We start from the raw sequence: 20,512 nt of genomic DNA on the forward strand, positions 1-20,512 counted from the left end.
ATTGACCATGATCGAAAGGTCGCCTAACCTATGCCGCACCCGCCGTCCCAACCTTCAACTGTCATTGGGACATTGCCCCTTTGCCGCCTGCCACTCGTAGGAGAAGTGCATCTTGTCGAACACGAGGTTAACGGCTCTGGAGAAGCCGTCAGCGTAGTAGGCTGTCATCTCTTGAGTAATGTGCTGCAACTGTGCCTTGAGGGCCGGCAGGCTGACCATGCCGGACCGGTGCGCGTAGACCGCCAGGCTGCGGCGTAACTGGTGGAATGCCAAGGGCCAACGCTGTCCGACGACGATGTCGTCACGCGCCCAGCCACGAGCCATCTCCAACCGATCAAGTTCGTCGATGTCAGGTTGCTCTATTACCGGACATAAAACTTTTCGCAGACTTGTCAAGCCGCGTTGGACGGCCGTGTCGGACATCGACCTGTAGGGATTGACGGTTGAGGGGAACAGCAAGGCTCGCTGCCCTGCCTTGGGCAGCAAGCCTTGCCCTTGTTGAATCACACTGGCAATGCGTTGAGCCAGCCGCACGGCATGGGCACCTTGGTGGCTTGTTATCCAAGTCGTCGGGCGCTTGACCCCGTTATGCAACTTGTGGGTGTAGCCTTGCAGTTCGAAGTGTGTGGAACCCATATGATCGAACTCGACCAGCACATCATCAAACGGCAGGATGGATACCTCGCCGACACGCATGCCGCTGTAAGCAGCCACCACCAACATCAGGGCCAACTGGTGCTCAGTGATGCGTCTGGCGATGAACTTGTCGACCCCAACGCGCGGTGCTGGCTCGTAGCCCAACCCCTTCATGCGCTCGACAGCATCGGCAAGCGTCTCAGCTCGGAACGTGTTGCGCTCCCTTAGCGTCAAGTTTTCTGGGGCATTGCGTGATACTGCGCGGTCCCTTGCATAAGCGCTAAGCAGTGAGTCAAGCTCGTGCTCGATGAGACTCATGCGGTCACCCAGCGCGGCCAGGATGGCACAGTACACGCGCGATGGGATAAGCGGAGTTTGCCGCGTCTCAGGACGGCTCCTAGCCTCCTTGTTCAAGACACGTCGAAGCTTCTGAAGCTGAACATCCTCCGGCGCACGCAATTGCTGGCGGTGACGCCACAGGGTCTTCAACACAGCCGACGTCAGGTCCACATAGAGCGTATTCATTTCACGCGAGCCCTCGGTGAGCCATTCGGCGCTGGTCAGCAGGGTGTAGAGGTCCATCTCCCTATTGGCGGCTTTTTCGCACCACGCGGTCAGAGCTAGGTTTGTGCTTAGAAGCGTGGTCCAGGCCCTGGTCTTGCCGGCCTCCATGTGTAGCCAGACAAGGGCCTTGTGCTGCTCGCGAATGAGCGATTTCAGGCCCGAGGCAGATGCTCCCTCTGCGGCATAGAAGTGCAGCGTTTTGACCGAGGTGCCGTCAGTGCTCATGCTGCTCAAGTCCCACGAGAGGTCGCCGAACCGCGAGACCACATTGCCAGTCGTGTCGTAGCTCACCGGTACCTCAGCCGGGAAGAACAATGGGTGAGCCGTTTCCTCGACGGAGGACGATGAAGGCAGAGTAAGGCGCGAAGTATTCATGTACGGTAGGCCCTTGGAGAGCCTATTGAGCGGTCAACGCTGGCAGCATGCCCAGCAGATGCAGTTGCTGTAGCTTCCCGGCCCAGTAGCGGGTAAGTTGGCCTCCCTCTTCGACGTTCACTCGGACACTTTCATAGGCTTGTGGCTGGCGCCGCTTAAGCTCCCCAAGCAGCGCGTCAATGCGGTCCACTACGGCAGTGTAAATTCGCTCAGCTCGAACCGAGTCCCCGTTCAGAGGGACGATGTACTTGAGCACCCGGCGACACGACATCAGCTTTCTCATGTCCTCTGCGTCCGCATGAAGGCGGTAGTTGTCACAGAAGAAACACCCCTCCACCTTGCTGCAATCCGGCGCTACGACCGCCGACGAGGCGGTGGGCGAGGGCTTTCCATGGTTTGCGCAGAGGCCGATGGGAATGACTTCCTCATGCGCTCCATTTGGAGGACACTCGGAAGCCGCCAAAACGGTTTTTTGTAGAGAACCCAGAAACTCGCCCATTTCGGTATGTCGCGTGGCCTCCAAGGCCTTGCAGTACGCCGTGATAGCGGTCTTTATGCTGTGGCCCATGACCTTAGCGGCCACTGAAACGGGGGCTCTTCTGACCAAATCCTGCTGCTTATAGGCTCGTAGCTGACGCAATGTCACGCTGGGCAGACTCGCCCCCGCACGGACGACCTTCCGCCTGATATAGTGCAAGAAGCTCTGGTCGAGCGAACAGACGGCAGTTGGTTCGCCTCTCAAGTTGTCGTAGTTGCACTGAATGAACATTGGCGCAATGTCAAACCCGCCCAACGAGGCCACAAGTGCTTGGCGCACCCGCAGGTATGTCTTCAAACGGGTCATCGTGGTAGCCGACAGGTGGACTTCCACATCTTTTCCGCGGGCGCGGAATTTCACTGCCTTCTGCGTCAGGTTGATGCGGTCGGGCTCAGCCAGTTGCTCTTCTAGGTCCTCTGGCTCCTCGTACGCTTTGAGAACCGACAGGTTCGCGCCGGAGTCGACAAATACCAAGCCCGCGAAGGTTACGCAGGCCAACTCCATGAGCCGCAGCGGGCCGTAACTCGCCCTAAGCTCAACCGCCTTAGAGTCGTCCGAGGCGAACACCCGCAACAAGCGCTCAGATGGAACAGGATGTTCACCCAAGACCATCTCGGCGGCCGAATCGAAGACGGCCTGAAGCGTCGAGCTGAATTCTCCAACGGCTTGAGTGTCCGGGGCTTCGGTTCCTTTTCCTTGGCCACGCGGCAGCGGCTCGATGTGATCCGTGTAGATGCGACCATGGATCTCCGACAGGCACGCGATGGCGCCCTGGTCTCTCTTGCTCGCGGTCCCGGAGGCGAGCTGATGGCTTTGCAGTTGGTTGCGAAGGTACGTGTGGTAGCCCTTCAGAGCCTCCAAGGCGAGATCCGGGTCACTCAGCAGCGCCTCGAAGCGTCCGGCATGCTGGGGTTGGTCGGCCCACGATAGCAGGGAGCCTAGTTCATGAAGTGATCGTTCGACAGACCTGGGCCTGGCGTTGTTGAAACGAAACCATTTGGACAGGCGTTCAAAGGCCCCAGGCATCGCCTTGACCCGAGCTTCGGACAGCGAGGCGACATCGAAGGACTTGATGACGCCCCGTCCCTCACCTTCGCGTCGGAGGTGGCAGAACCGGAATGCGTAGAACTGACTCCCATCCCCGAGCCGCAGCACGGTGCTCGCTGGGGCGTAGATGTCCGGAGGCGTGTCGAACGGAAAGTCGAGAACGGGCAGCGTCCTGACGTAGGTGGGCGTGCAGCGTTGCCAGTTAGCTGACGGCATTGCGTTGAGCGAACTCACACCGTGCCCCGGATGAGTTCGACTAAGTGGTCGCTCCAGCCTTGCTGCGCCCGTTGAAGGTGGTGCATGTGCTCGCGGTACTCCAGGTACTTATCGGTGGTCAGGGGGCTCCTGTGCCACATGAGCTTTCTCAGTTGGTCACGCGCCCAGAGGTAACGTTTGCCTAAGCCATCCGGTCCGGCTTCGAGCATTTGGTAGTCGACCCAGTTCATGCCGAAGGTGGCTCGCAGATCATGGAATCGGTACGTGAACTTGGGGTTGGTCTTGCGAACGACGGGAGTTACGCTTTGCTCGATGAATTTGCGCAGCGGCCTACCACTCAGCGTAGAACGCCGCAGCGGGGTGGTGGAATCGCGCACCGCATTGCGGTCCTCCTTGGACTCATAATAGGGCTGCCCCCGCTGGGTTAGGAACAGGTAGTTCATCGGGTCTTCGCCCTTGGCTGTCTTGGCTCGTCTATGCATGGCGCGCTCCGAGACTGCATAAGCGTGTAACCGTTCATAGAGCACGCGCGGCATCGAGAGGTAAACGTCGACAACATCGCCTTTGGTGTCGATACCCGTGCCAGGACCGCAGCGAATCTTGTGCGACCACTGCGGAATTTGGTCCGGTGGGCGCATTACGTCTCGGACCCTAAGTGTGAGCACTGTCATTTCACGCGCCCCCGTCAGCAGCGCGATGTAGTGCATCAGCTCGTACTCGATGTTGCCCAGCTCCTTTAAAGCGGCCACCAAGGCTTTCTGTTCCGACACCGGCAAAGGGCGCAGCTTACCCCCGTCGTTGATGCTTTCGTCCCATGCATCCTGATACTTGATTGCCTTAATAGACACGTCGGTAGTCGTGACGGTCGCAACCTGCCTGAAGCCCTTGCTGTCCCGATATTCAATGCCCACATCCCGCTCGACCCACGGGTCGTTTGCAGGAGAGAATTGCATACGAGGGTTGCGCATGAGAAAGCGATAGAAATTGATGACGGACGACATGCGCCTTGAGGCTGTCGACCTCTTCAGCTCGCCCGCATTGAGTTGGGCATGAAGATGATTTCGGTACAGGTAGGTGGGGCGGGCGTATTTCTCGACCGCGGAGAAGTCGTCCCATTCAAGGGCCAACTCATCTAGGAACGCCTTGTACGCGGCCAAGTCCTGAGCCACTGGCCTGAGCGAGTTGATTCCCAGCGGCTTGGCTTGCGCCCTGTCCAGCAGCCAAAGGCAGGCGGCCGCCCACGGCGCGCCTGCACTGTCGACCACAAGAGGGAACGAACGGAATTCTGTCCAGCGCGTGGCGCTCGGTTTCGTGGGTTCGCGCCAATACTTAATGTGGTTGCCGCGGTGACGGTGGTCGACCGGCAAGCAGCCGGTGCCAGAGCTGCTCCGGACCTTGGTCAATCGGAGTAGGGGAAGAGTGTGGACGCCAGGCCTATCAGAGGTGGGCATTGCGCGACGCGCGTGTCCGTTATGGTGCCGGCGGCGGGACTTGAACCCGCATCTCCGTTAGAAGGAGGGATTTTAAGTCCCTTGCGTATACCGATTTCGCCACGCCGGCAGCGGACACTACATTGACAAATGTGTCCATTTTACACAGAGTGCCAGATCAAAGGAAGTACCCCAAAAGTGCCGAATAGCGGACTTAAAATCCGCCGCCTTACGGCTTGTCGGTTCGAGTCCGATCCCCGGCACCAGGCGTTTCCCCACCACGCTTATTGTTCTAGCGCCCGTTGCGGCGAAATTCTCGGGGACGCCAAAATGCGAAGACCATGTCCCCCCTCAAATACCTGACCGGCTATCCCGCACCTCTGCAAGACAAGGTGAGAACGCTGATCGCCGCCGATCAGCTCGGCTCCTATCTCGCGCAGAAGTACCCGAACACGCACGAGGTGCAAACCGACCGCGCGCTGTATGACTACTGCGCGGAGCTCAAACGCGAACACCTGCGCAACGCCGAGCAGATCGACAAGGTCACCTACGACAGCAAGCTCGACGTGATGCGTCACGCGCTCGGCCTGCACACGAGCATTTCGCGCGTGCAGGGCAGCAAGCTGAAGGCGAAGAAGGAAATCCGCATCGCGTCGTTATTCAAGGGCGCGGCGCCGGAGTTTCTGAAGATGATCGTCGTGCACGAACTCGCTCATCTGAAAGAGAGCGATCACAACAAGGCGTTCTATCGTCTGTGCGAGTTCATGCAGCCGGGGTACCACCAGATCGAATTCGATCTGCGTCTATATCTGACGCATCGCGATCTGGCGAAGAAGACCGTGTGAGATACGCCGCGCGACAGGCGCGGCAAACGAAACTGACCTTAAGCCGCCAGTTCCGCGGCATCCTCCACCACCGACGCCGTCAACAGCACCGGAATCGACTTCGACGTCGGCGTCCCCGCGCCATCCGCGACCGACGAAAGAGGCACCAGCGGATTCGTCTCCGGGTAATAAGCACCGAGGCAGCCGCGCGGAATGTCGTACTCGACGAGCAGAAAGCCGTCCACGCGACGTTCGACGCCATCGGCCCACACGCTCGTAATATCCACACGCTGACCGGCCGCCAATCCGAGCATCGCGAGATCGTCCCTGTTTGCGAACAGCACGCGCCGCTGTCCGTACACGCCGCGATAGCGATCGTCGAGACCGTAAATCGTCGTGTTGTACTGATCATGTGAGCGGGTGGTCATCAGCGTCATCAGGCGTTCGCCGTGAAGCTTCCTCGCCTGATGAATCGGCGTGTCGAGCGCGATCGCGTGCGCAATGAACTGCGCCTTGCCGCTCGGCGTTTTCCAGATGCGATCGCGCGACGCGACGCCGAGATGGAAGCCGCCAGGTTTCTTCAGGCGCTCGTTGTAGTCGTCGAAGCCGTCGATCACCTTCGCGATGCCGTCGCGAATCAACGCGTAGTCGGCCGCATGCGCGAGCCAGTCCACCTTGCCGCTGCCCAAAGTCGCATGCGCGATGCGCGCGACGATCGCCACTTCGGACAGCAGATTGTCCGACGCCGGCTTGTTCATCCCGTACGACATGTGCACCATGCTCATCGAATCCTCGACGCTGACGCCTTGCGCGACGCCGTTCTGCATATCGATCTCGGTGCGCCCGAGCGTCGGCAGGATCAGCGCGTCGCGGCCATGCACGAGGTGGCTGCGATTGAGCTTGGTCGTCACGTGCACGGTCAGATCGCACGCGCGCATCGCGTCCCACGTGCGCGGCGTGTCCGGCGTCGCGATCGAGAAATTGCCGCCCAGGCCGATGAACACTTTGACCTTGCCATCGAGCATCGCCTGAATCGTGTTGACGACATCGAGCCCGTGCTCGCGCGGCGGCTCGAAATCGTAGGCCGCGCCGAGGCGGTCGAGAAACGCGTCGGTCGGCTTCTCCTCGATACCGACCGTGCGGTCGCCCTGCACGTTCGAGTGGCCGCGCACCGGGCACAGCCCCGCGCCGCGCCGGCCGATATTGCCGCGCATCATCATCAGGTTCGACAGCAGCTGCACCGTCGCGACCGAATTCTTGTGCTGCGTGAGACCCATGCCCCACGTCGAAATCACTGCGCGACCCTTCACGTAGATATCGGCGAGCTTCAGCACCTCGTCGAACGGCACGCCTGCTTCGGCGACGATCGTGTCCCAGTGCTCGGCGCGCAGATCGTCGGCGAACGCAGCGAAGCCGACCGTGTGCGCGGCGATGAAGTCGACGTCGAGCACCCGCGCGAGGCCCGACGCGAGTGCTTCGTCATCGAGTTCGAGCACGCGTTTGGCGACGCCCTTGATCAGCGCAAAGTCGCCGCCGACCTTCGGACGGATGAACACCGAGCTGATTTTCGTGCTGCCCATCGTCAGCATTTCGACCGGATGCTGCGGACTCGCGAAGCGTTCGAGGCCGCGTTCCTTCAGCGGATTGATCGACACGATCGTGGCGCCGCGCTTCGCGCATTCGCGCAGCTCGCCGAGCATGCGCGGATGGTTGGTGGCCGGGTTCTGGCCGAAGATCAGCAGCGTGTCCGCGTGTTCGAAGTCGTCGAGCGTGACCGTGCCCTTGCCGATGCCGACCGTGTGCGGCAGGCCACGGCTGGTCGCCTCGTGGCACATGTTCGAGCAGTCGGGAAAGTTGTTGGTGCCGTACATGCGCACGAACAGCTGGTACAGGAACGCGGCTTCGTTGCTCGCGCGGCCCGATGTATAGAACGCGGCGCGGTCCGGATCGTCGAGGCGCTTCAGATGGCTCGCGATCAGTGCGAACGCGTCGTCCCAGCCGATCGGCACATAGCGGTCGCGCGCGGCGTCGTAGACGAGCGGATCGGTCAGGCGGCCGTGCTGCTCGAGTTCGAAGTCCGATTGCGTCATGAGCTCGGCGACGCTGTGCCGCTCGAACAACGCGGGCGTTGCGCGCTTGGCCGTCGCTTCGGCGGCCACCGCCTTCACGCCGTTTTCGCAGAACTCGAAGGTCGAGGCGTGCTCGCGATCCGGCCACGCGCAGCCGGGGCAGTCGAAGCCGTCGGGCTGGTTCTGCTTGAGCAGCGTGCGGTAGTTGCCGCCCGCGACCTTTTCCTTGAGCAGATTGATGGCGACGTACTTCAGCGCGCCCCAGCCGGCGGCGGGGTGCTTGTACGGCTCGATGCGGGCTCCAGGAATGGATTCGGTGCGGGCTTCGTTCTTCTTCATGACGCGGCGATGGACGGATTCGACAGGTTTGCAGACCAATGCCTCGCAGCGTACTGTGTTCCACATTGCACGTCGGATACAGAAAATCGGAAAGAATAGGAGTACAGTTGCGCGATGAAGCTCTACGAGAAACTCGCCGACGAAATCACCGAAGCCGTGCGACGCGGCGTGTTCGCGGCCGGCGAACGGATCGCGTCGGTGCGTCAGGCGAGCCAGCAGCACGGCGTCAGCATCAAAACGGTGCTGCACGCGTATGCGCTGCTGGAGAGCCGCGGCATCGTCGAGAGCCGGCCGCAGTCCGGCTATTTCGTGCGCGATGCGGCCGCGCGGGCGCTCGCGCCGGCGCCCGCCGCGCCACGCGCGGGCCGCAAGTCGGCGCCCCCGCCGGTGCCCGCCACGGTCGACGTGAGCCGGCTCGTGCTGTCCACACTGCGCAGCATCCGCGCGCACGACGCGGTGCCGTTCGGCTCGCCGTATCCCGATCCGTCGCTGTTCCCGTGGCGGCGCATCAACCAGTACGCGAACGCGATCGCGCGGCGGCACGCGAGCTGGAACCTGATCGACGATCTGCCGCCGGGCAATCCCGAGCTGATCCGGCAGATCGCGCGGCGCTACGCGGAAAACGGTCTGCCGGTCGACCCGGACGAAATCGTGATTACGCTCGGCGCGACGGAGGCGATCAATCTGAGCCTGCAGGCGGTCGCGAAGCCGGGCGATACCGTCGTGGTCGAATCGCCGACCTACTATGCGATGCTGCACGCGATCGAGCGCCTCGGCATGCGCGCGATCGAGGTGGCGACGCATCCGGTCGACGGCATCGACATCGACGCGCTCGCGAAGGTGATCGCGCGGCAAAAGATCGCCGCCTGCATGGTGATGCCGAATTTCCAGAATCCGCTCGGTTTTTGCATGTCGGACGAGCGCAAGCGGCAACTGGTCGAACTGCTGGCCGCGCACGAGATTCCGGCGATCGAGAACGACGTCTACCAGGAGCTCTATTTCGGCGACGCGCGGCCGTCGACGCTGAAGACTTTCGACACCCAGGGGCTCGTGCTGCACTGTGCGTCGTTCTCGAAAAGCCTGACGGCGTCGTACCGGATCGGCTGGGCACTGCCGGGGCGGTATCGCGCGCAGGTCGAGAAGCTCAAGTTCCTGAATACGCTGACGACGCCGTCGGTGCCGCAGGTCGCGGTCGCCGATTATCTGCGTCAGGACGGCTACGACCGGCATCTGCGGCACCTGCGCCGCGTCTACCGCCAGCAGGCGAGCATCATGAGCGCGCTGGTGCTGCGCTTTTTCCCGGTCGGCACGCGCGTGTCGACGCCGCGCGGCGGCTACGTGCTGTGGGTCGAACTACCCGTTGCAATCGACTCGATGAGGCTTTATCAGTTGGCTCTCGAACGTGGAATCACGGTCGGACCGGGGATGATGTTTTCGACCCGCAACGATTTTCGGCACTTCGTCCGGCTCAATTACAGCTACCCGTGGACCGCGCAAGCCGAGGCGGCATTGAAGACGCTCGGTGAACTGGCTACGGCGATGGCAGGAACGGAGCCGCGGTGATGCAAACTACACATCACAACAAGGAGACCCGCATGAACGACGACGAAGTCGACCCGCAACTCGTCGCGATACTCGCGCAGCTTTGGCGCGCGCATCGCGAAACGCCCCAGCGCGCGTGGTCGCTCGCGAAGCTGTCGAAGCAGGCGGGCGTGCCGATGAGTAGCTTGCGGCGGCACTTGACGGCGCTCGCGGGCGGCGGTCTCGTCGACCCGATTTTCCACGACGATGGCACCGGAACCGCGTCGCTGAGCGAAATTGGCGCTCAGCTTTGCGCGGACCTGTTCGACTCGGACAAGGGCGGCGAGCCGTCCGCCGCCGACTGAGCTTTTCGGCGCAACGGCCAGCGGCGCGCCATTCATCGGGTGCGCACGATAGCTGACGGCATTGGCGGTGTGTTGCGCCGCTTCATTGCCCGGCGCTCGCCTGCACCTGCGGTTGCGGTTGCGGCTGCGGCTGCGTCGGCATCGGCATCGGCGATGGCGTCGATTGGGATTGCGCTGGCGCAAGGTCCGGCGCCTCTAGCGTGGCCACGCCGCAGAACCAGTCGGCATCGCGCGGCTGATACTTCCACCGCTTGCCGGACTGCCCGATCACGCTCGCACACTGATCGTTCACGACGAGACCGAGCTTCGCGGCCGTGCATTGCAGCTTCGACGGGACCGAGGGCGCAGGCCCATCCACATCAACGGACACCGCGTGCCGCGCGCCGCTCGACAGGCTACCCAGCAGCCGCTGCAATTCGTCGATGCGCATCGCATACCACGTTCGCAAACACGCCGCGTCGCGGCAGTTCGCTTCGCGCCAGGCCCACTTGCTGTCGCTGTCGTCGATGAACGCGCGGCGCTGGGCGACTCGTCGACGTGCTTTCCAGTAGAGTTGGCCCAACGTGTCGTCGAGCATCGACAGCGCGGAGTCGCCGCAAATCATGCGCTCGGTCGGCGAGCGGCCGCGTTGGCAGTCGAAGCTGGTTGCGTTGGCGTACGGATGCGCGAGCAGCAGTCCGGCGATCAGGAGTGGGCGGAAGAGAGTCATCAGGGTCCCGGCGATGCATCGATTGATCATGCCGCCGATGATCGACCGGTCGCGCGCCTTGCGGACGTCCGAACAACGCGGGAGTTCGCACGGGTCGTTACCAGATGTTGCCGCGCGGCCCGCCGGCTGGCATGTGCCGTGCGTGAGCACGGTGCGGCCGCGATACGAAGGCCCGGGTCGGCTCTCGTACTCGTTCGCGTGTCACGAAGTGGGCGCAACGTCGATATAGTGGGAGTGGACACATAGGCCGGCGTGGTCAAAAGCGGCCGTCGAACCAGGGAGAACGAATGCAAAGACAACTCGTGATCGGTCTTTATATGGCAGCGGGCCTGCTGACTGTGCCCGGTATGGCCAGCGCGCAGTCGCAGGCCTATACGAACAGCGGGACCAACGTGCGCGCTGGGCCGGCATCCGATTACCCGATCGTCGCACAGCTACCGGGCGGCGTTCCGGTGACGATGATGGGGTGCCTGAGCAACTACCAGTGGTGCGACGTCGCCACGCCGAATCTGCGCGGCTGGGTGTATGCATCCCGGCTCAGTTCGCCGTACCAGGGCTACAGCATGCCGCTGAACTACGGCGCCGCGCTCGGCCTGCCGATCCTCGCGTTCTCGATCAACGATTACTGGGGCAACTACTACCGCGGCCAGCCGTGGTACGGCCAGCGATCGCGCTGGTCGCGTCATGCGCCGCCCCCGCCGCCGCGACCGGGCGCCGGGCATCCGCCGCCGAACTGGCGGCCGTTGCCGGGGCATGTCGGCGGTCGTCCGCCGGGCAATGCGGGTGGGCGTCCACCGGGTGGTCCGCCGCCGGGCAACGCCGCCGGCCGTCCTCCCGGCGCAGAGCACGGCGGTGGAGGCGGCCGACCACCGGGCGGCGGACCGCAAGGCGGCGCAGGCCATCGTCCACCGGGCGGTGGTCAGGAAGGTGGCGGCAATCGCCCGCCGGGCGGTGGCCAGCAGGGCGGCGGACCGCAAGGCGGCGCAGGCCATCGTCCACCGGGCGGTGGTCAGGAAGGTGGCGGCAATCGCCCGCCGGGCGGTGGCCAGCAGGGCGGCGGACCGCAAGGCGGCGCAGGCCATCGTCCACCGGGCGGTGGTCAGGAAGGTGGCGGCAATCGCCCGCCGGGCGGTGGCCAGCAGGGCGGCGGACCGCAAGGTGGCGCAGGCCATCGTCTACAGGGCAGCGGGCAGCAAGGCGGCGGTAATCGCCCGTCGGGCGGCGGGCAACAGGGCGGAGGCAATCGTCCGTCAGGCGGTCAGCAGGGCGGACCCCAAGGCGGTGGCGGTGGCGGCAATCGCCCACCCGGAGGCGGCGGCAACAATTGAGGCATTGACGCCGGCGCCGCGCTGAAGACAATGAAGCCATCGGGCCGCTGCAGCGTGCCGCCGCGGCGGCCCGGCGTCGAGCCGCCGCGGCGCTCTGGCCGCGACCCGACGGCGCCAGAAGCGCTGTTGCCCGTCGTATCCGCGTCAGCCGATGCTTGCACGCCGCACCAGCAACCATCCAAACGCGATCCGTTGCAGATTTTCACGCTGGGCTTAGCGTAAACCCCGGTGTGCCGCGTACACTAACTTGCCGATGTTGGGTTGGGGGGCGCAACTATGATTTGCGAAGCGACATCACGTGGCACGACGACAGCCGCGCCGGAGGGCGCCCGCTATCGGCCGGAACGGGCCGAGGAAGTACTCGCATCCGAGCGCAGCGTGTTGCGGCTGATCACCCGCAACACACCGCTGCCCGAACTGCTCGACGAAGTCTGCCGGCGCGCCGAGGCGCTGCTCGGCGACGGCGCGTGCTGCTCGATCCTGCTGCTCGACCCCGACGGCGTGCACGTGCGCGTCGGCGGCGCGCCGTCGCTGCCGCCCGCGTTCAGCGCGGCGATCGAGGGCGCCGCGATCGGTCCGCGGGTCGGCTCGTGCGGCACGGCGATGTTCGAGCGCCGTCTGGTGATCGTCGACGACATCGAATCCGATCCGCTGTGGGAAAACTTCCGCGATCTCGCGTTGCCGCACGGCTTGCGCGCATGCTGGTCCGTGCCCTTCGAAAACGACGCCGGCATCGTGCTCGGCGCATTTGCCGTCTACTACCGCACCATCCGCCGTCCGACCCCCGAGGAAGAGGCGATGCTGCGCGACATCGGCAGCAGCGTCGGCCTCGCGGTCCATCAGGACGAGATGGCGCAGCGCCTCGCGCATAGCGAGGAGCGGCACCGGCTGGTGGTCGATCATCTGAGCGAGGGCATCGTCGTGCAGTCGCGCAGCGGCATCGTGCTCGCCTGTAATCCGAGTGCGCAGCGCATGCTGCACGTGAGCCCGCAGGTCGTCGGCCGCAGCATGCGCAGCGTGATGACACGTGCGTTCGGCGAGGACGGCTCGGTGATCGGCGACGCCAACCGGCCGGTTACCCAGGTCTTTGCGACCGGCAAGCCGATGCTCGGCGTGACGATCGGCCTCGAGTTGATGAGCGGCGAAGTCGTGTGGATCACGGAAAACGTCGTACCGATCCTGCGGCCCGGCGAAAGCGAGCCGGACTCCGTGCTGATCTCGTTTTCCGACATCGGGCCGGTGCGCGAGGCGCAGCGCCAGCTGAAGTACCTCGCCACCCGCGATTCGCTGACGGGCCTCTACAACCGCGCCTATCTGACCGAGCGGATGCGCGACCTGTTCGCGCCGCGCGCCGCCGGCGACCATGATGGCGAACTCGCCAGCGTCGCCGTGCTTTTCGTCGATCTCGACGGCTTCAAGAAAGTCAACGATACCGCCGGCCACGAAGCCGGCGACGCGTTGCTGTGCAGCGTCGCCGAGCGGCTGTCGGCCTGCGTCGGGCGCGGCGACACGCTCGCGCGGGTCGGCGGCGACGAGTTCGTGATCGTCGCCAGCGCGTACGGCAACACCGGCGAGCTGATCGGCCTCGCGCACCGCATTCTCGACATGATCGCGGTGCCGTTCGCGGTGGCGGGCAACGAGTACTACCTGGGCGCATCGATCGGCATCAGCCTGTTTCCGGAAGACGGCCAGGACGTCGCGACGCTGATGCGCAACGCCGACTCGGCGATGTACCACGCGAAGCAGCGCGGCCGTAACAACTTCCAGTTCTTTACCGCCGAGCTGAACCAGCATCTGCAGCGGCGTTTCACGATCGAGCAGTCGCTGCGGCGCGCGCTCGCGGGCAACGAGCTGAGCCTCGTGTACCAGCCGATCGTCGATAGCCAGAGCGGCCGCACGATCGGCGCGGAAGCGCTGCTGCGCTGGTACAACAGCGAACTGGGCAATGTGTCGCCGGGCGAATTCATTCCGGTCGCCGAGGACGCCGGACTGATCGTCGAGATCGGCGACTGGGTGCTCGAACACGCGTGCGAGCAGGTCGCGCAATGGCGGCGCCAGTTGGCGCCGCATCTGATCGTCGCGGTGAACCTGTCGCCGCGGCAGTTCAACGACGGGCTGCTCGAGCGCATCGAACGTTGTCTCGCGCAATCCGGGCTCGAACCGGCCGCGCTCGAACTCGAGATCACCGAGCGGCTGCTGATGAGCGACAGCGACACCGTGCTGCCGATGCTGAGCGCGCTGAACGCGATGGGCGTGCGCGTCTCGGTCGACGATTTCGGCACCGGTTATTCGTCGCTGTCGTATCTGAAGCGCTTTCCGCTGCATAACCTGAAGATCGACCGGTCGTTCGTCGCGGGACTGCCGGATCATCGCGATTCGATCGCGATCACGCAGGCGGTCGTCGCGATGGCGCATTCGCTCGGCATGAACGTCACCGCCGAGGGCGTCGAGACCGCCGCGCAGGCGGCGTTTCTGCGCGCGATCGATTGCGACAAGCAGCAGGGCTATCTGTACAGCCGGCCGGTCGGGGCGAGCGCCTACGCGCGCACGCTGTACGACGCGCAGATGATCGGCATGGCGAAGGCTTCCTGATGCGATTGTTCAGATTGCGGAACAAGTGACTTCGCGTTGGCGCTATTTATCGGCGGCGACGCACTCCCTAAAATTCCCCCATCGAAACGTTATTGGTGCGTGGTGCCGAAGCGGCGCCCCGCGATGGGGGTCGTGATGTCAGAGTTGATCAGAAACCAGCTTTACCGGCCAGCGGTCGTATTGCCGATGGTCGCGCTGATGCAGGTGATGGTGTCGCAGGACTTCAATCTCGGCCAGGTCGGTTGGGTGTTCGCGGCGCGCGGCGCGCAGGCTGCATTGCAACGTTCGCGCGAGTTGATCTGCGCGGTTCATTGCCACGCCTGAGAAATCCTGCGCAGGACAGGCAGTCATTCAAACTGATTGGCGCCGCCTCGCAGGCGGCGTCCGGCAAGACGGGCCGTCGCCAAAGCGCCCGCACAATCCGACATGGCATCGCAGCACGCGGCGCGAGGCGTAAGATGCTACGACCTGCACCCAGCCCTGGGAGAGTTGCCATGCCACAGCACTTCGACGCAGTCGTGATCGGTACGGGACAAGGCGGTTCGCCGCTCGCCGTGCGGCTCGCTCAAAGCGGACGCCGCACCGCGGTGATCGAACGGGCGGAGTTCGGCGGCACCTGCGTGAACGTTGGCTGCACGCCGACCAAATCCTATGTGGCGAGCGCCCGCGCGGCGCACGTGGCGCGCCACGCGGCGGACCTCGGCGTGCAGGTCGGTTCGGTCAGCGTCGATATGGCGGCCGTGAAGGCGCGCAAGGACCGGATCATCGGACAGTCGCGCAGCGGCGTCGAAAAATGGCTGCGCGGCACGGAAAACATCACGGTGTTCAACGCTCACGCGCGCTTCACCGGCGCGCGTACGCTCTCGATCAGCGGGCGCGACGGCCAACTGCTGGACGAGCTCAGCGCCTTCGAGATCTTCATCAACACCGGTACGCGCGCCGTCGTGCCGCCGCTCGAAGGCATCCAGCGGATTCCTTACTACACGAACTCGACGCTGCTCGAACTGACCGCGTTGCCGGATCATCTGGTGATCGTCGGCGGCAGTTATATCGCGCTCGAATTCGCTCAGGTGTTTCGCCGCTTCGGCAGCCGCGTCAGCGTGCTGGTGCGTGGCGAGCGCGTGCTGACCCGCGAGGATGCCGATTTCGCGCAGTCGGTGCAGAAGGTGCTCGCGTGCGAAGGCATCGAGTTTCATTTCGGCGTGCAGCCGACCCGTGTCGAGCCGCATCCGCATCGAGCGAACGACGTGTGCATCGGCTTCGAGCAGAACATCCCGGCGATGGAGGCGTCGCACCTGTTGTTGGCCACCGGCCGCCGGCCGAATACCGACGACCTCGGTCTCGACGTCGCCGGCATCGAGACCGACCGGCACGGCACGATCGTCGTCGACGGCCAGTTGCGCACCAGCGTGCCGGGCGTGTGGGCGATCGGCGACGTGAACGGCCGCGGCGCATTTACGCATACGTCCTACGACGATTACCAGATCGTCGCCGCGAACCTGCTCGACGGCGCCGCGCGCAGCGTCGACACGCGGATCATGACGTACGCGGTGTTCGTCGATCCGCCGCTCGCGCGCGTCGGCATGTCGGAGGAGGAGGTGCGCAAGAGCGGCCGCGAAGCGCTGATCGCGACGATGCCGATGTCGCGCGTGGGCCGGGCGCGCGAGCGCGGCGAAACCGACGGCTTCATGAAGGCGCTCGTCGATGCGAACAGCAAACAGATACTCGGCGCGGCGATTCACGGCGTCGAAGGCGACGAGGCGATCCATTCGTTCGTCGACATCATGACCGCGGGCGCGCCGTATCCGACCTTGCAATACGCAATGCACGTGCATCCGACCATCAGCGAGCTGGTACCGACGCTGCTCGATGGGCTCAAGCCGATGCAGTGAACTGCCTTCACGCTGGCGCGACACGCCGATGACAAGCTCGCTCAAATCCGCACGTCGCAGTGGCAACCTGTTCGGCGCGGTCGCGCAGTTGGGGACGACGCCCGATGAGCAGGTCGACGCGCTGGTCGAGCAGGGCGGCGTGACGATCGAGCGGATCGTCTCGACGGGCCAGGCGAGTCCGCCCGGCTTCTGGTACGACAGCCCGCGCGCCGAATGGGTCGTGCTGCTCAGCGGCGCGGCGGTGCTCGAATTCGACGGTGTCCCCGAGCCGCATCGGATGAAGCCCGGCGATCACGTGCTGATCGAAGCCCATTGCCGCCACCGCGTCGCATGGACGAGCGATACCGAGCCGAGCGTGTGGCTCGCCGTCTATTACCCGTGAGCCGACGCGGACAAAGCGATGCGCGCTGCCGGCTGCCGCGCATCGACAAATCCTCACACCATCACCGATAATCGGCAGCGGCGCGGCCCGCGCGCAAGGCGCGGGCGGGCTGTGCGCTCCACCGCATTCATTCTCGGGACATCGCAGCATGGGCAAGAGTCGCGTCGAAGCCTTCAGCGATGGCGTCATCGCCATCATCATCACGATCATGGTGCTCGAACTGAAGGTGCCCGAAGGTCACGATCTTGCCGCGCTGCGTCCGGTCGTGCCGGTGTTCTGCGCGTATGTGCTGAGCTTCGTCTACGTCGGCATCTACTGGAACAATCACCATCACATGTTTCATGCGGTGCAGAAGGTCAACGGCCGCGTGCTGTGGGCGAACCTGCATCTGCTGTTCTGGCTGTCGCTGTTGCCGGCCGTCACGCACTGGGTCGGCCAAAACCATCTGGCCGCGTGGCCGACCGCGATGTACGGCATCGTGCTGTTCATGTCGGCGATCGCGTATTTCATCCTGACGCGCGCGCTGATTGCTCAGCACGGCGGCGACTCGGCACTGGCCAAGGCGCTCGGCAACGACTTCAAGGGCAAGGTCTCCGTCGTCATCTACCTGCTCGGCATCGGGCTCGCGTTCGTGATGCCATGGGCGTCGGCCGCGCTGTACGCGCTCGCTGCCGCGTGGTGGTTCGTGCCGGACCGGCGCATCGAACACGTGCTGGAGGCTTGAGCATGCTGCTCGCACTGAAGCTCGTGCTGGTGCCGGCCTTTCTCGCCGCGCTGACGGCGGCCGCGCGCGTGTGGGGGCCATCGGTCGCGGGATGGCTCGCGGGGCTGCCGGTCGTCGCCGGACCGATCGTGCTGCTGCTCGCATTCGAGCGCGGGCCCGCGTTCGCGGCGCAGGCGTCGGCGGCTTCGGTGGCGGCGATCGCCGCGTCCGAGGCGTTCAATCTTGCTTATGGGTGGACCTGCCGACGCTTCGACTGGCCGCTCGCACTGGTCGCGGGCATGGCCGGCTGGCTCGGCGCGGCGCTGCTGATCGTGCGGATGCCCGGCTCGCTCGGGTGGGCGGTGGCGGCGGCGGGCGTGGCCGTCGCGGTGTCGCAGAGCGGCTTGCCGCGCGCGACGGGCCATGTGCCGGCGGCGCGCGTCGGGCGCGCGGATCTGCTCGTGCGAATGCTCGCGGGCGCCGTGCTGACGCTCGCGGTCACGACGGCGTCGGCATCGATGGGCGCGGCGTGGAGTGGCGTGCTGTCGGTGTTTCCGCTGCTCGGCATCGTGCTCTCGGTGTCGGCGCAGCGTGCGCATGGCGCGGACTTCGTCGCGCTGCTGATGCGCGGCATGGTGCTCGGGCGCGGCTCGTTCGCGGCGTTCTTCGCGGTGACGGCGACGCTGCTGCCGCAGTACGGTGTGGCGACGGGCTTTGTGTGCGCGGCGGTGGTGTCGGTCGCCGTGCAGGGTTTGACGCGGCGCATGCTGGCTGGGCAGCGCGGCGCTCGGGCGGCGGCGCGAGAGTTGGCGCAGCCGCAGGCTGAGTGAGACCTCGGATGGCTTCACATCGCGCACCTTCGAGCGCTGCCCGGATCGGGCTCATCTCCGATACGCACAACCTCGTGCGTCCCGAAGCGTTGCGCTATCTCGACGGCTGCGACGCGATCATTCACGCGGGCGATATCTGCAACCCGGACGTGCTCGACGCGCTCGCGCGGATCGCGCCGCTCACCGCGGTGCGCGGCAACAACGATACCGGCGACTGGGCTGCGTCTCTACCGACGCATGCGCGGCTGACGATCCAGCAGGCGACGATCCTGGTCGTGCACGATATCGCCGAGCTCGGCTGCGTGCCGCAGCACGAAGGCATTCGCGTTGTCGTGAGCGGCCACTCGCACAAGCCGTCGATCGCCGAGCGCGACGGCGTGCTGTACGTCAATCCGGGCAGTGCGGGGCCGCGGCGCTTCAAGCTGCCGGTCAGTGCGGGCAGGCTGATCATCGACGGCGCGCAGGTTAGCGCGACGTTCGATTCGCTGCTGACGTAAAAGAGCGGGCCGGCGAATTTCGCCGGCCCGCTTCGACACTACGTTTGCGAGGAATGGCCGCGCAGATCAGGCGCGCGCGGTCGCAGCCGCCGCGAACCGTTCATCCATCTCCTCAGCCTCGCGCTCGCCGCGCAGCACCGCGTGCGCTTCGGCGCGCGTCGCGACGCACGGACCCGAGCCGAGCAGCGGCTTGCGCGCGGTTTCGCGCAGCGCGAGCACCGACACGATGCCGATCAGCGATGCGCCCATCAGGTAGTACGCGGGCATCATCAGATTGCCGGTCCGCTCGACGAGCCATGCGGTCACGAGCGGCGTCGTACCGCCGAACAGCGACACCGAGATATTGAAACCGATCGCGAGCGCGCCGTAGCGGATCCTGGTCGGGAACAGCGCCGGCAGCGCCGACGGCATCACGCCGGTGAAGCACGACAGCAGCACGCCGAGAATCATCAGACCGCCGAACACCGGCAGCACCGTGCCCATGCGAATCAGCAGCAGCGCGGGAATCGACAGCGCGAACAGACCCACGCAGCCGAGCAGCATCACCGGCTTGCGGCCGATCGTGTCGGACAGACGGCCGGCGGCGAGCGTCATCGGCATCATCAGGATCATCACGAGCAGCACGAGGAACAGGCCGTGCGTTTCGTTGAAGTGCAACGTCGCCGACAGATAGCTCGGCAGATACGACAGCGCCATGTAGTCGGTCACGTTGAAAATCAGCACGAGGCCGACGCACAGCAACAGCGGCTTCCATTGCTGCGCGAGCAGCTGACGGAACGACTGTTTCGGCAGCGCGCGGTCCTCGGCTTCGCGCTCTTCGGCCTGCTTCTTGAACGCGGGCGTTTCTTCGAGCTTCATGCGGATGTAGAGACCGACCAGGCCGAGCGGACCGGCGATCAGGAACGGCACGCGCCAGCCCCAGGACAGCAGCGCGTCGTTCGACAGCGTCGCCGTCAGCAGCGCGACCGTGCCCGCGCCGAGCACGTAGCCGATCAGCGTACCGAACTCGAGGAAGCTGCCCATGAAGCCGCGGCGCTTGTCTGTGGAGAATTCGGCGATGAAGGTGGCGGCGCCGCCATACTCGCCGCCGGTCGAGAAACCTTGCACGAGACGCGCGAGCAGCAACAGCGCCGGCGCGAGAATGCCGATCGTCGCGTAGTTGGGGATCAGGCCGATCGCGAAGGTGCCCGCGGCCATCATGATCATCGTCATCGCCAGCACGCGCTGACGGCCGATGCGGTCACCGAGCGGCCCGAACACCATGCCGCCGATCGGCCGCACGAGAAACGCCGCGGCGAACGTGCCGAAGGTGGCAATGAGCTGCGCCGACGGACTCGACGAAGGGAAGAACACCTTGCCGAGCGTGACCGCGATGTAGCTGTACACGCCGAAATCGAACCATTCCATCGCGTTGCCGAGCGCCATTGCGCCGACGGCCCGTTTCAGGAGGGAGTGATCGACGACGGTGATGTCGTCGAGGGAGAGGCGTTGTTCCTGTTTGTGATGTCGCCAGAAGCCGTTGCTGGAAGCGGTCAAGGTTAAAACTCCAATGACTGCGACGAAACTCGTGATGCGTTCCGCCACGGTTGCTGGGAAGTGCAATTTCGTGAGCAAGGCGAGGGCAGCCGCAGCACCGGTTAGCCGGCGGCGGAACA

General features: G+C 64.7%; 17 protein-coding genes and 1 tRNA gene. 11 read left to right on the plus strand and 7 right to left on the minus strand.

Annotation, left to right across the window (positions count from 1 at the left end; all coding sequences use genetic code 11):
- Window positions 1-54: 54 nt before the first annotated feature.
- From EVC45_RS18075 to EVC45_RS18090, 4 genes are all read right to left on the minus strand, one after another.
- Window positions 55-1,491: a hypothetical protein gene (locus EVC45_RS18075; RefSeq protein ID WP_129959310.1), complete on the minus strand. Its 1,437-nt coding sequence runs from the start codon at window positions 1,489-1,491 to the stop codon at window positions 55-57.
- A 106-nt stretch (window positions 1,492-1,597) separates the two neighbouring features.
- Complete coding sequence (locus EVC45_RS18080) at window positions 1,598-3,394, minus strand: hypothetical protein (RefSeq protein WP_129959311.1); 1,797 nt, start codon at window positions 3,392-3,394, stop codon at window positions 1,598-1,600.
- The gene (locus EVC45_RS18085) at window positions 3,391-4,743 is read right to left on the minus strand and encodes an integrase (RefSeq protein ID WP_248295179.1); all 1,353 of its coding nucleotides are present in this window, start codon (window positions 4,741-4,743) and stop codon (window positions 3,391-3,393) included. Before EVC45_RS18085 ends, EVC45_RS18080 begins: the two co-directional genes overlap by 4 nt.
- A 106-nt stretch (window positions 4,744-4,849) precedes the next feature.
- Window positions 4,850-4,936 (minus strand) — tRNA-Leu (locus tag EVC45_RS18090).
- A 211-nt stretch (window positions 4,937-5,147) separates the two neighbouring features.
- Here EVC45_RS18090 and EVC45_RS18095 point away from each other — a divergent pair.
- Window positions 5,148-5,651 carry a M48 family metallopeptidase gene (locus tag EVC45_RS18095; RefSeq protein WP_129959313.1) on the plus strand — a complete coding sequence of 168 codons (504 nt, stop codon included), beginning with the start codon at window positions 5,148-5,150 and terminating at the stop codon, window positions 5,649-5,651.
- 38 nt (window positions 5,652-5,689) lie between these two features.
- On the opposite strand, the gene EVC45_RS18100 is transcribed toward EVC45_RS18095, so the two are convergent.
- Complete coding sequence (locus EVC45_RS18100) at window positions 5,690-8,038, minus strand: FdhF/YdeP family oxidoreductase (protein ID WP_129959314.1); 2,349 nt, start codon at window positions 8,036-8,038, stop codon at window positions 5,690-5,692.
- A 114-nt stretch (window positions 8,039-8,152) separates the two neighbouring features.
- Here EVC45_RS18100 and EVC45_RS18105 point away from each other — a divergent pair, with 114 nt between their 5' ends.
- Both EVC45_RS18105 and EVC45_RS18110 read left to right on the plus strand, forming a co-directional pair.
- Window positions 8,153-9,601 (plus strand): PLP-dependent aminotransferase family protein, encoded by a 1,449-nt coding sequence (locus EVC45_RS18105; RefSeq protein ID WP_129959315.1) that lies wholly within the window; start codon window positions 8,153-8,155, stop codon window positions 9,599-9,601.
- A gap of 32 nt (window positions 9,602-9,633) precedes the next feature.
- Window positions 9,634-9,924, plus strand: coding sequence for a helix-turn-helix domain-containing protein (locus EVC45_RS18110; protein WP_129959316.1), 291 nt, complete (start codon window positions 9,634-9,636; stop codon window positions 9,922-9,924).
- 82 nt (window positions 9,925-10,006) lie between these two features.
- Here the strand turns inward: EVC45_RS18110 and EVC45_RS18115 are convergent, their stop codons facing one another.
- Entirely contained in the window at window positions 10,007-10,633 is a 627-nt protein-coding gene (locus EVC45_RS18115) for a lysozyme inhibitor LprI family protein (RefSeq protein WP_129959317.1), read from the minus strand.
- Between the two features lie 287 nt (window positions 10,634-10,920).
- Between EVC45_RS18115 and EVC45_RS47645 the strand changes: the two genes are divergently transcribed.
- From EVC45_RS47645 to EVC45_RS18155, 8 genes are all read left to right on the plus strand, one after another.
- Window positions 10,921-11,961 (plus strand): SH3 domain-containing protein, encoded by a 1,041-nt coding sequence (locus EVC45_RS47645; RefSeq protein WP_129959318.1) that lies wholly within the window; start codon window positions 10,921-10,923, stop codon window positions 11,959-11,961.
- Window positions 11,962-12,237: 276 nt separating this feature from the next.
- Window positions 12,238-14,553: a bifunctional diguanylate cyclase/phosphodiesterase gene (locus EVC45_RS18125; protein WP_129959319.1), complete on the plus strand. Its 2,316-nt coding sequence runs from the start codon at window positions 12,238-12,240 to the stop codon at window positions 14,551-14,553.
- A 135-nt stretch (window positions 14,554-14,688) separates the two neighbouring features.
- Window positions 14,689-14,877 (plus strand): hypothetical protein, encoded by a 189-nt coding sequence (locus EVC45_RS18130; protein ID WP_062129896.1) that lies wholly within the window; start codon window positions 14,689-14,691, stop codon window positions 14,875-14,877.
- A 170-nt stretch (window positions 14,878-15,047) separates the two neighbouring features.
- The gene (locus EVC45_RS18135) at window positions 15,048-16,445 is read left to right on the plus strand and encodes an FAD-containing oxidoreductase (protein WP_129959320.1); all 1,398 of its coding nucleotides are present in this window, start codon (window positions 15,048-15,050) and stop codon (window positions 16,443-16,445) included.
- Window positions 16,446-16,473: 28 nt separating this feature from the next.
- Window positions 16,474-16,827 carry a cupin domain-containing protein gene (locus EVC45_RS18140; protein WP_129959321.1) on the plus strand — a complete coding sequence of 118 codons (354 nt, stop codon included), beginning with the start codon at window positions 16,474-16,476 and terminating at the stop codon, window positions 16,825-16,827.
- A gap of 148 nt (window positions 16,828-16,975) precedes the next feature.
- On the plus strand, window positions 16,976-17,551 hold the full coding sequence (locus EVC45_RS18145; RefSeq protein ID WP_129959322.1) for a TMEM175 family protein: 576 nt from the start codon (window positions 16,976-16,978) through the stop codon (window positions 17,549-17,551).
- A 2-nt stretch (window positions 17,552-17,553) separates the two neighbouring features.
- Window positions 17,554-18,360 (plus strand): hypothetical protein, encoded by an 807-nt coding sequence (locus EVC45_RS18150; RefSeq protein WP_129959323.1) that lies wholly within the window; start codon window positions 17,554-17,556, stop codon window positions 18,358-18,360.
- Between the two features lie 8 nt (window positions 18,361-18,368).
- Window positions 18,369-18,857 carry a metallophosphoesterase family protein gene (locus tag EVC45_RS18155; protein ID WP_129959324.1) on the plus strand — a complete coding sequence of 163 codons (489 nt, stop codon included), beginning with the start codon at window positions 18,369-18,371 and terminating at the stop codon, window positions 18,855-18,857.
- A 66-nt stretch (window positions 18,858-18,923) separates the two neighbouring features.
- Here the strand turns inward: EVC45_RS18155 and proP are convergent, their stop codons facing one another.
- Window positions 18,924-20,393, minus strand: a complete 1,470-nt coding sequence (gene proP / locus EVC45_RS18160) for a glycine betaine/L-proline transporter ProP (RefSeq protein ID WP_129959325.1) — start codon at window positions 20,391-20,393, stop codon at window positions 18,924-18,926.
- Between the last annotated feature and the right edge of the window lie 119 nt (window positions 20,394-20,512).

The organism is Paraburkholderia sp. UYCP14C (assembly GCF_004197395.1).
In the GTDB taxonomy this organism is placed as follows: Bacteria; Pseudomonadota; Gammaproteobacteria; order Burkholderiales; family Burkholderiaceae; genus Paraburkholderia.

Coding starts and splice junctions, on each gene's coding strand:
- EVC45_RS18125 (WP_129959319.1), top strand. CDS start 12,238: ATGATTTGCGAAGCGACATCACGTGGCACGACGACAGCCGCGCCGGAG.
- EVC45_RS18105 (WP_129959315.1), top strand. CDS start 8,153: ATGAAGCTCTACGAGAAACTCGCCGACGAAATCACCGAAGCCGTGCGA.
- EVC45_RS18140 (WP_129959321.1), top strand. CDS start 16,474: ATGACAAGCTCGCTCAAATCCGCACGTCGCAGTGGCAACCTGTTCGGC.
- EVC45_RS47645 (WP_129959318.1), top strand. CDS start 10,921: ATGCAAAGACAACTCGTGATCGGTCTTTATATGGCAGCGGGCCTGCTG.
- EVC45_RS18150 (WP_129959323.1), top strand. CDS start 17,554: ATGCTGCTCGCACTGAAGCTCGTGCTGGTGCCGGCCTTTCTCGCCGCG.
- EVC45_RS18115 (WP_129959317.1), bottom strand. CDS start 10,633: ATGACTCTCTTCCGCCCACTCCTGATCGCCGGACTGCTGCTCGCGCAT.
- EVC45_RS18135 (WP_129959320.1), top strand. CDS start 15,048: ATGCCACAGCACTTCGACGCAGTCGTGATCGGTACGGGACAAGGCGGT.
- EVC45_RS18095 (WP_129959313.1), top strand. CDS start 5,148: ATGTCCCCCCTCAAATACCTGACCGGCTATCCCGCACCTCTGCAAGAC.
- EVC45_RS18130 (WP_062129896.1), top strand. CDS start 14,689: ATGTCAGAGTTGATCAGAAACCAGCTTTACCGGCCAGCGGTCGTATTG.
- EVC45_RS18145 (WP_129959322.1), top strand. CDS start 16,976: ATGGGCAAGAGTCGCGTCGAAGCCTTCAGCGATGGCGTCATCGCCATC.
- EVC45_RS18110 (WP_129959316.1), top strand. CDS start 9,634: ATGAACGACGACGAAGTCGACCCGCAACTCGTCGCGATACTCGCGCAG.
- EVC45_RS18155 (WP_129959324.1), top strand. CDS start 18,369: ATGGCTTCACATCGCGCACCTTCGAGCGCTGCCCGGATCGGGCTCATC.
- EVC45_RS18100 (WP_129959314.1), bottom strand. CDS start 8,038: ATGAAGAAGAACGAAGCCCGCACCGAATCCATTCCTGGAGCCCGCATC.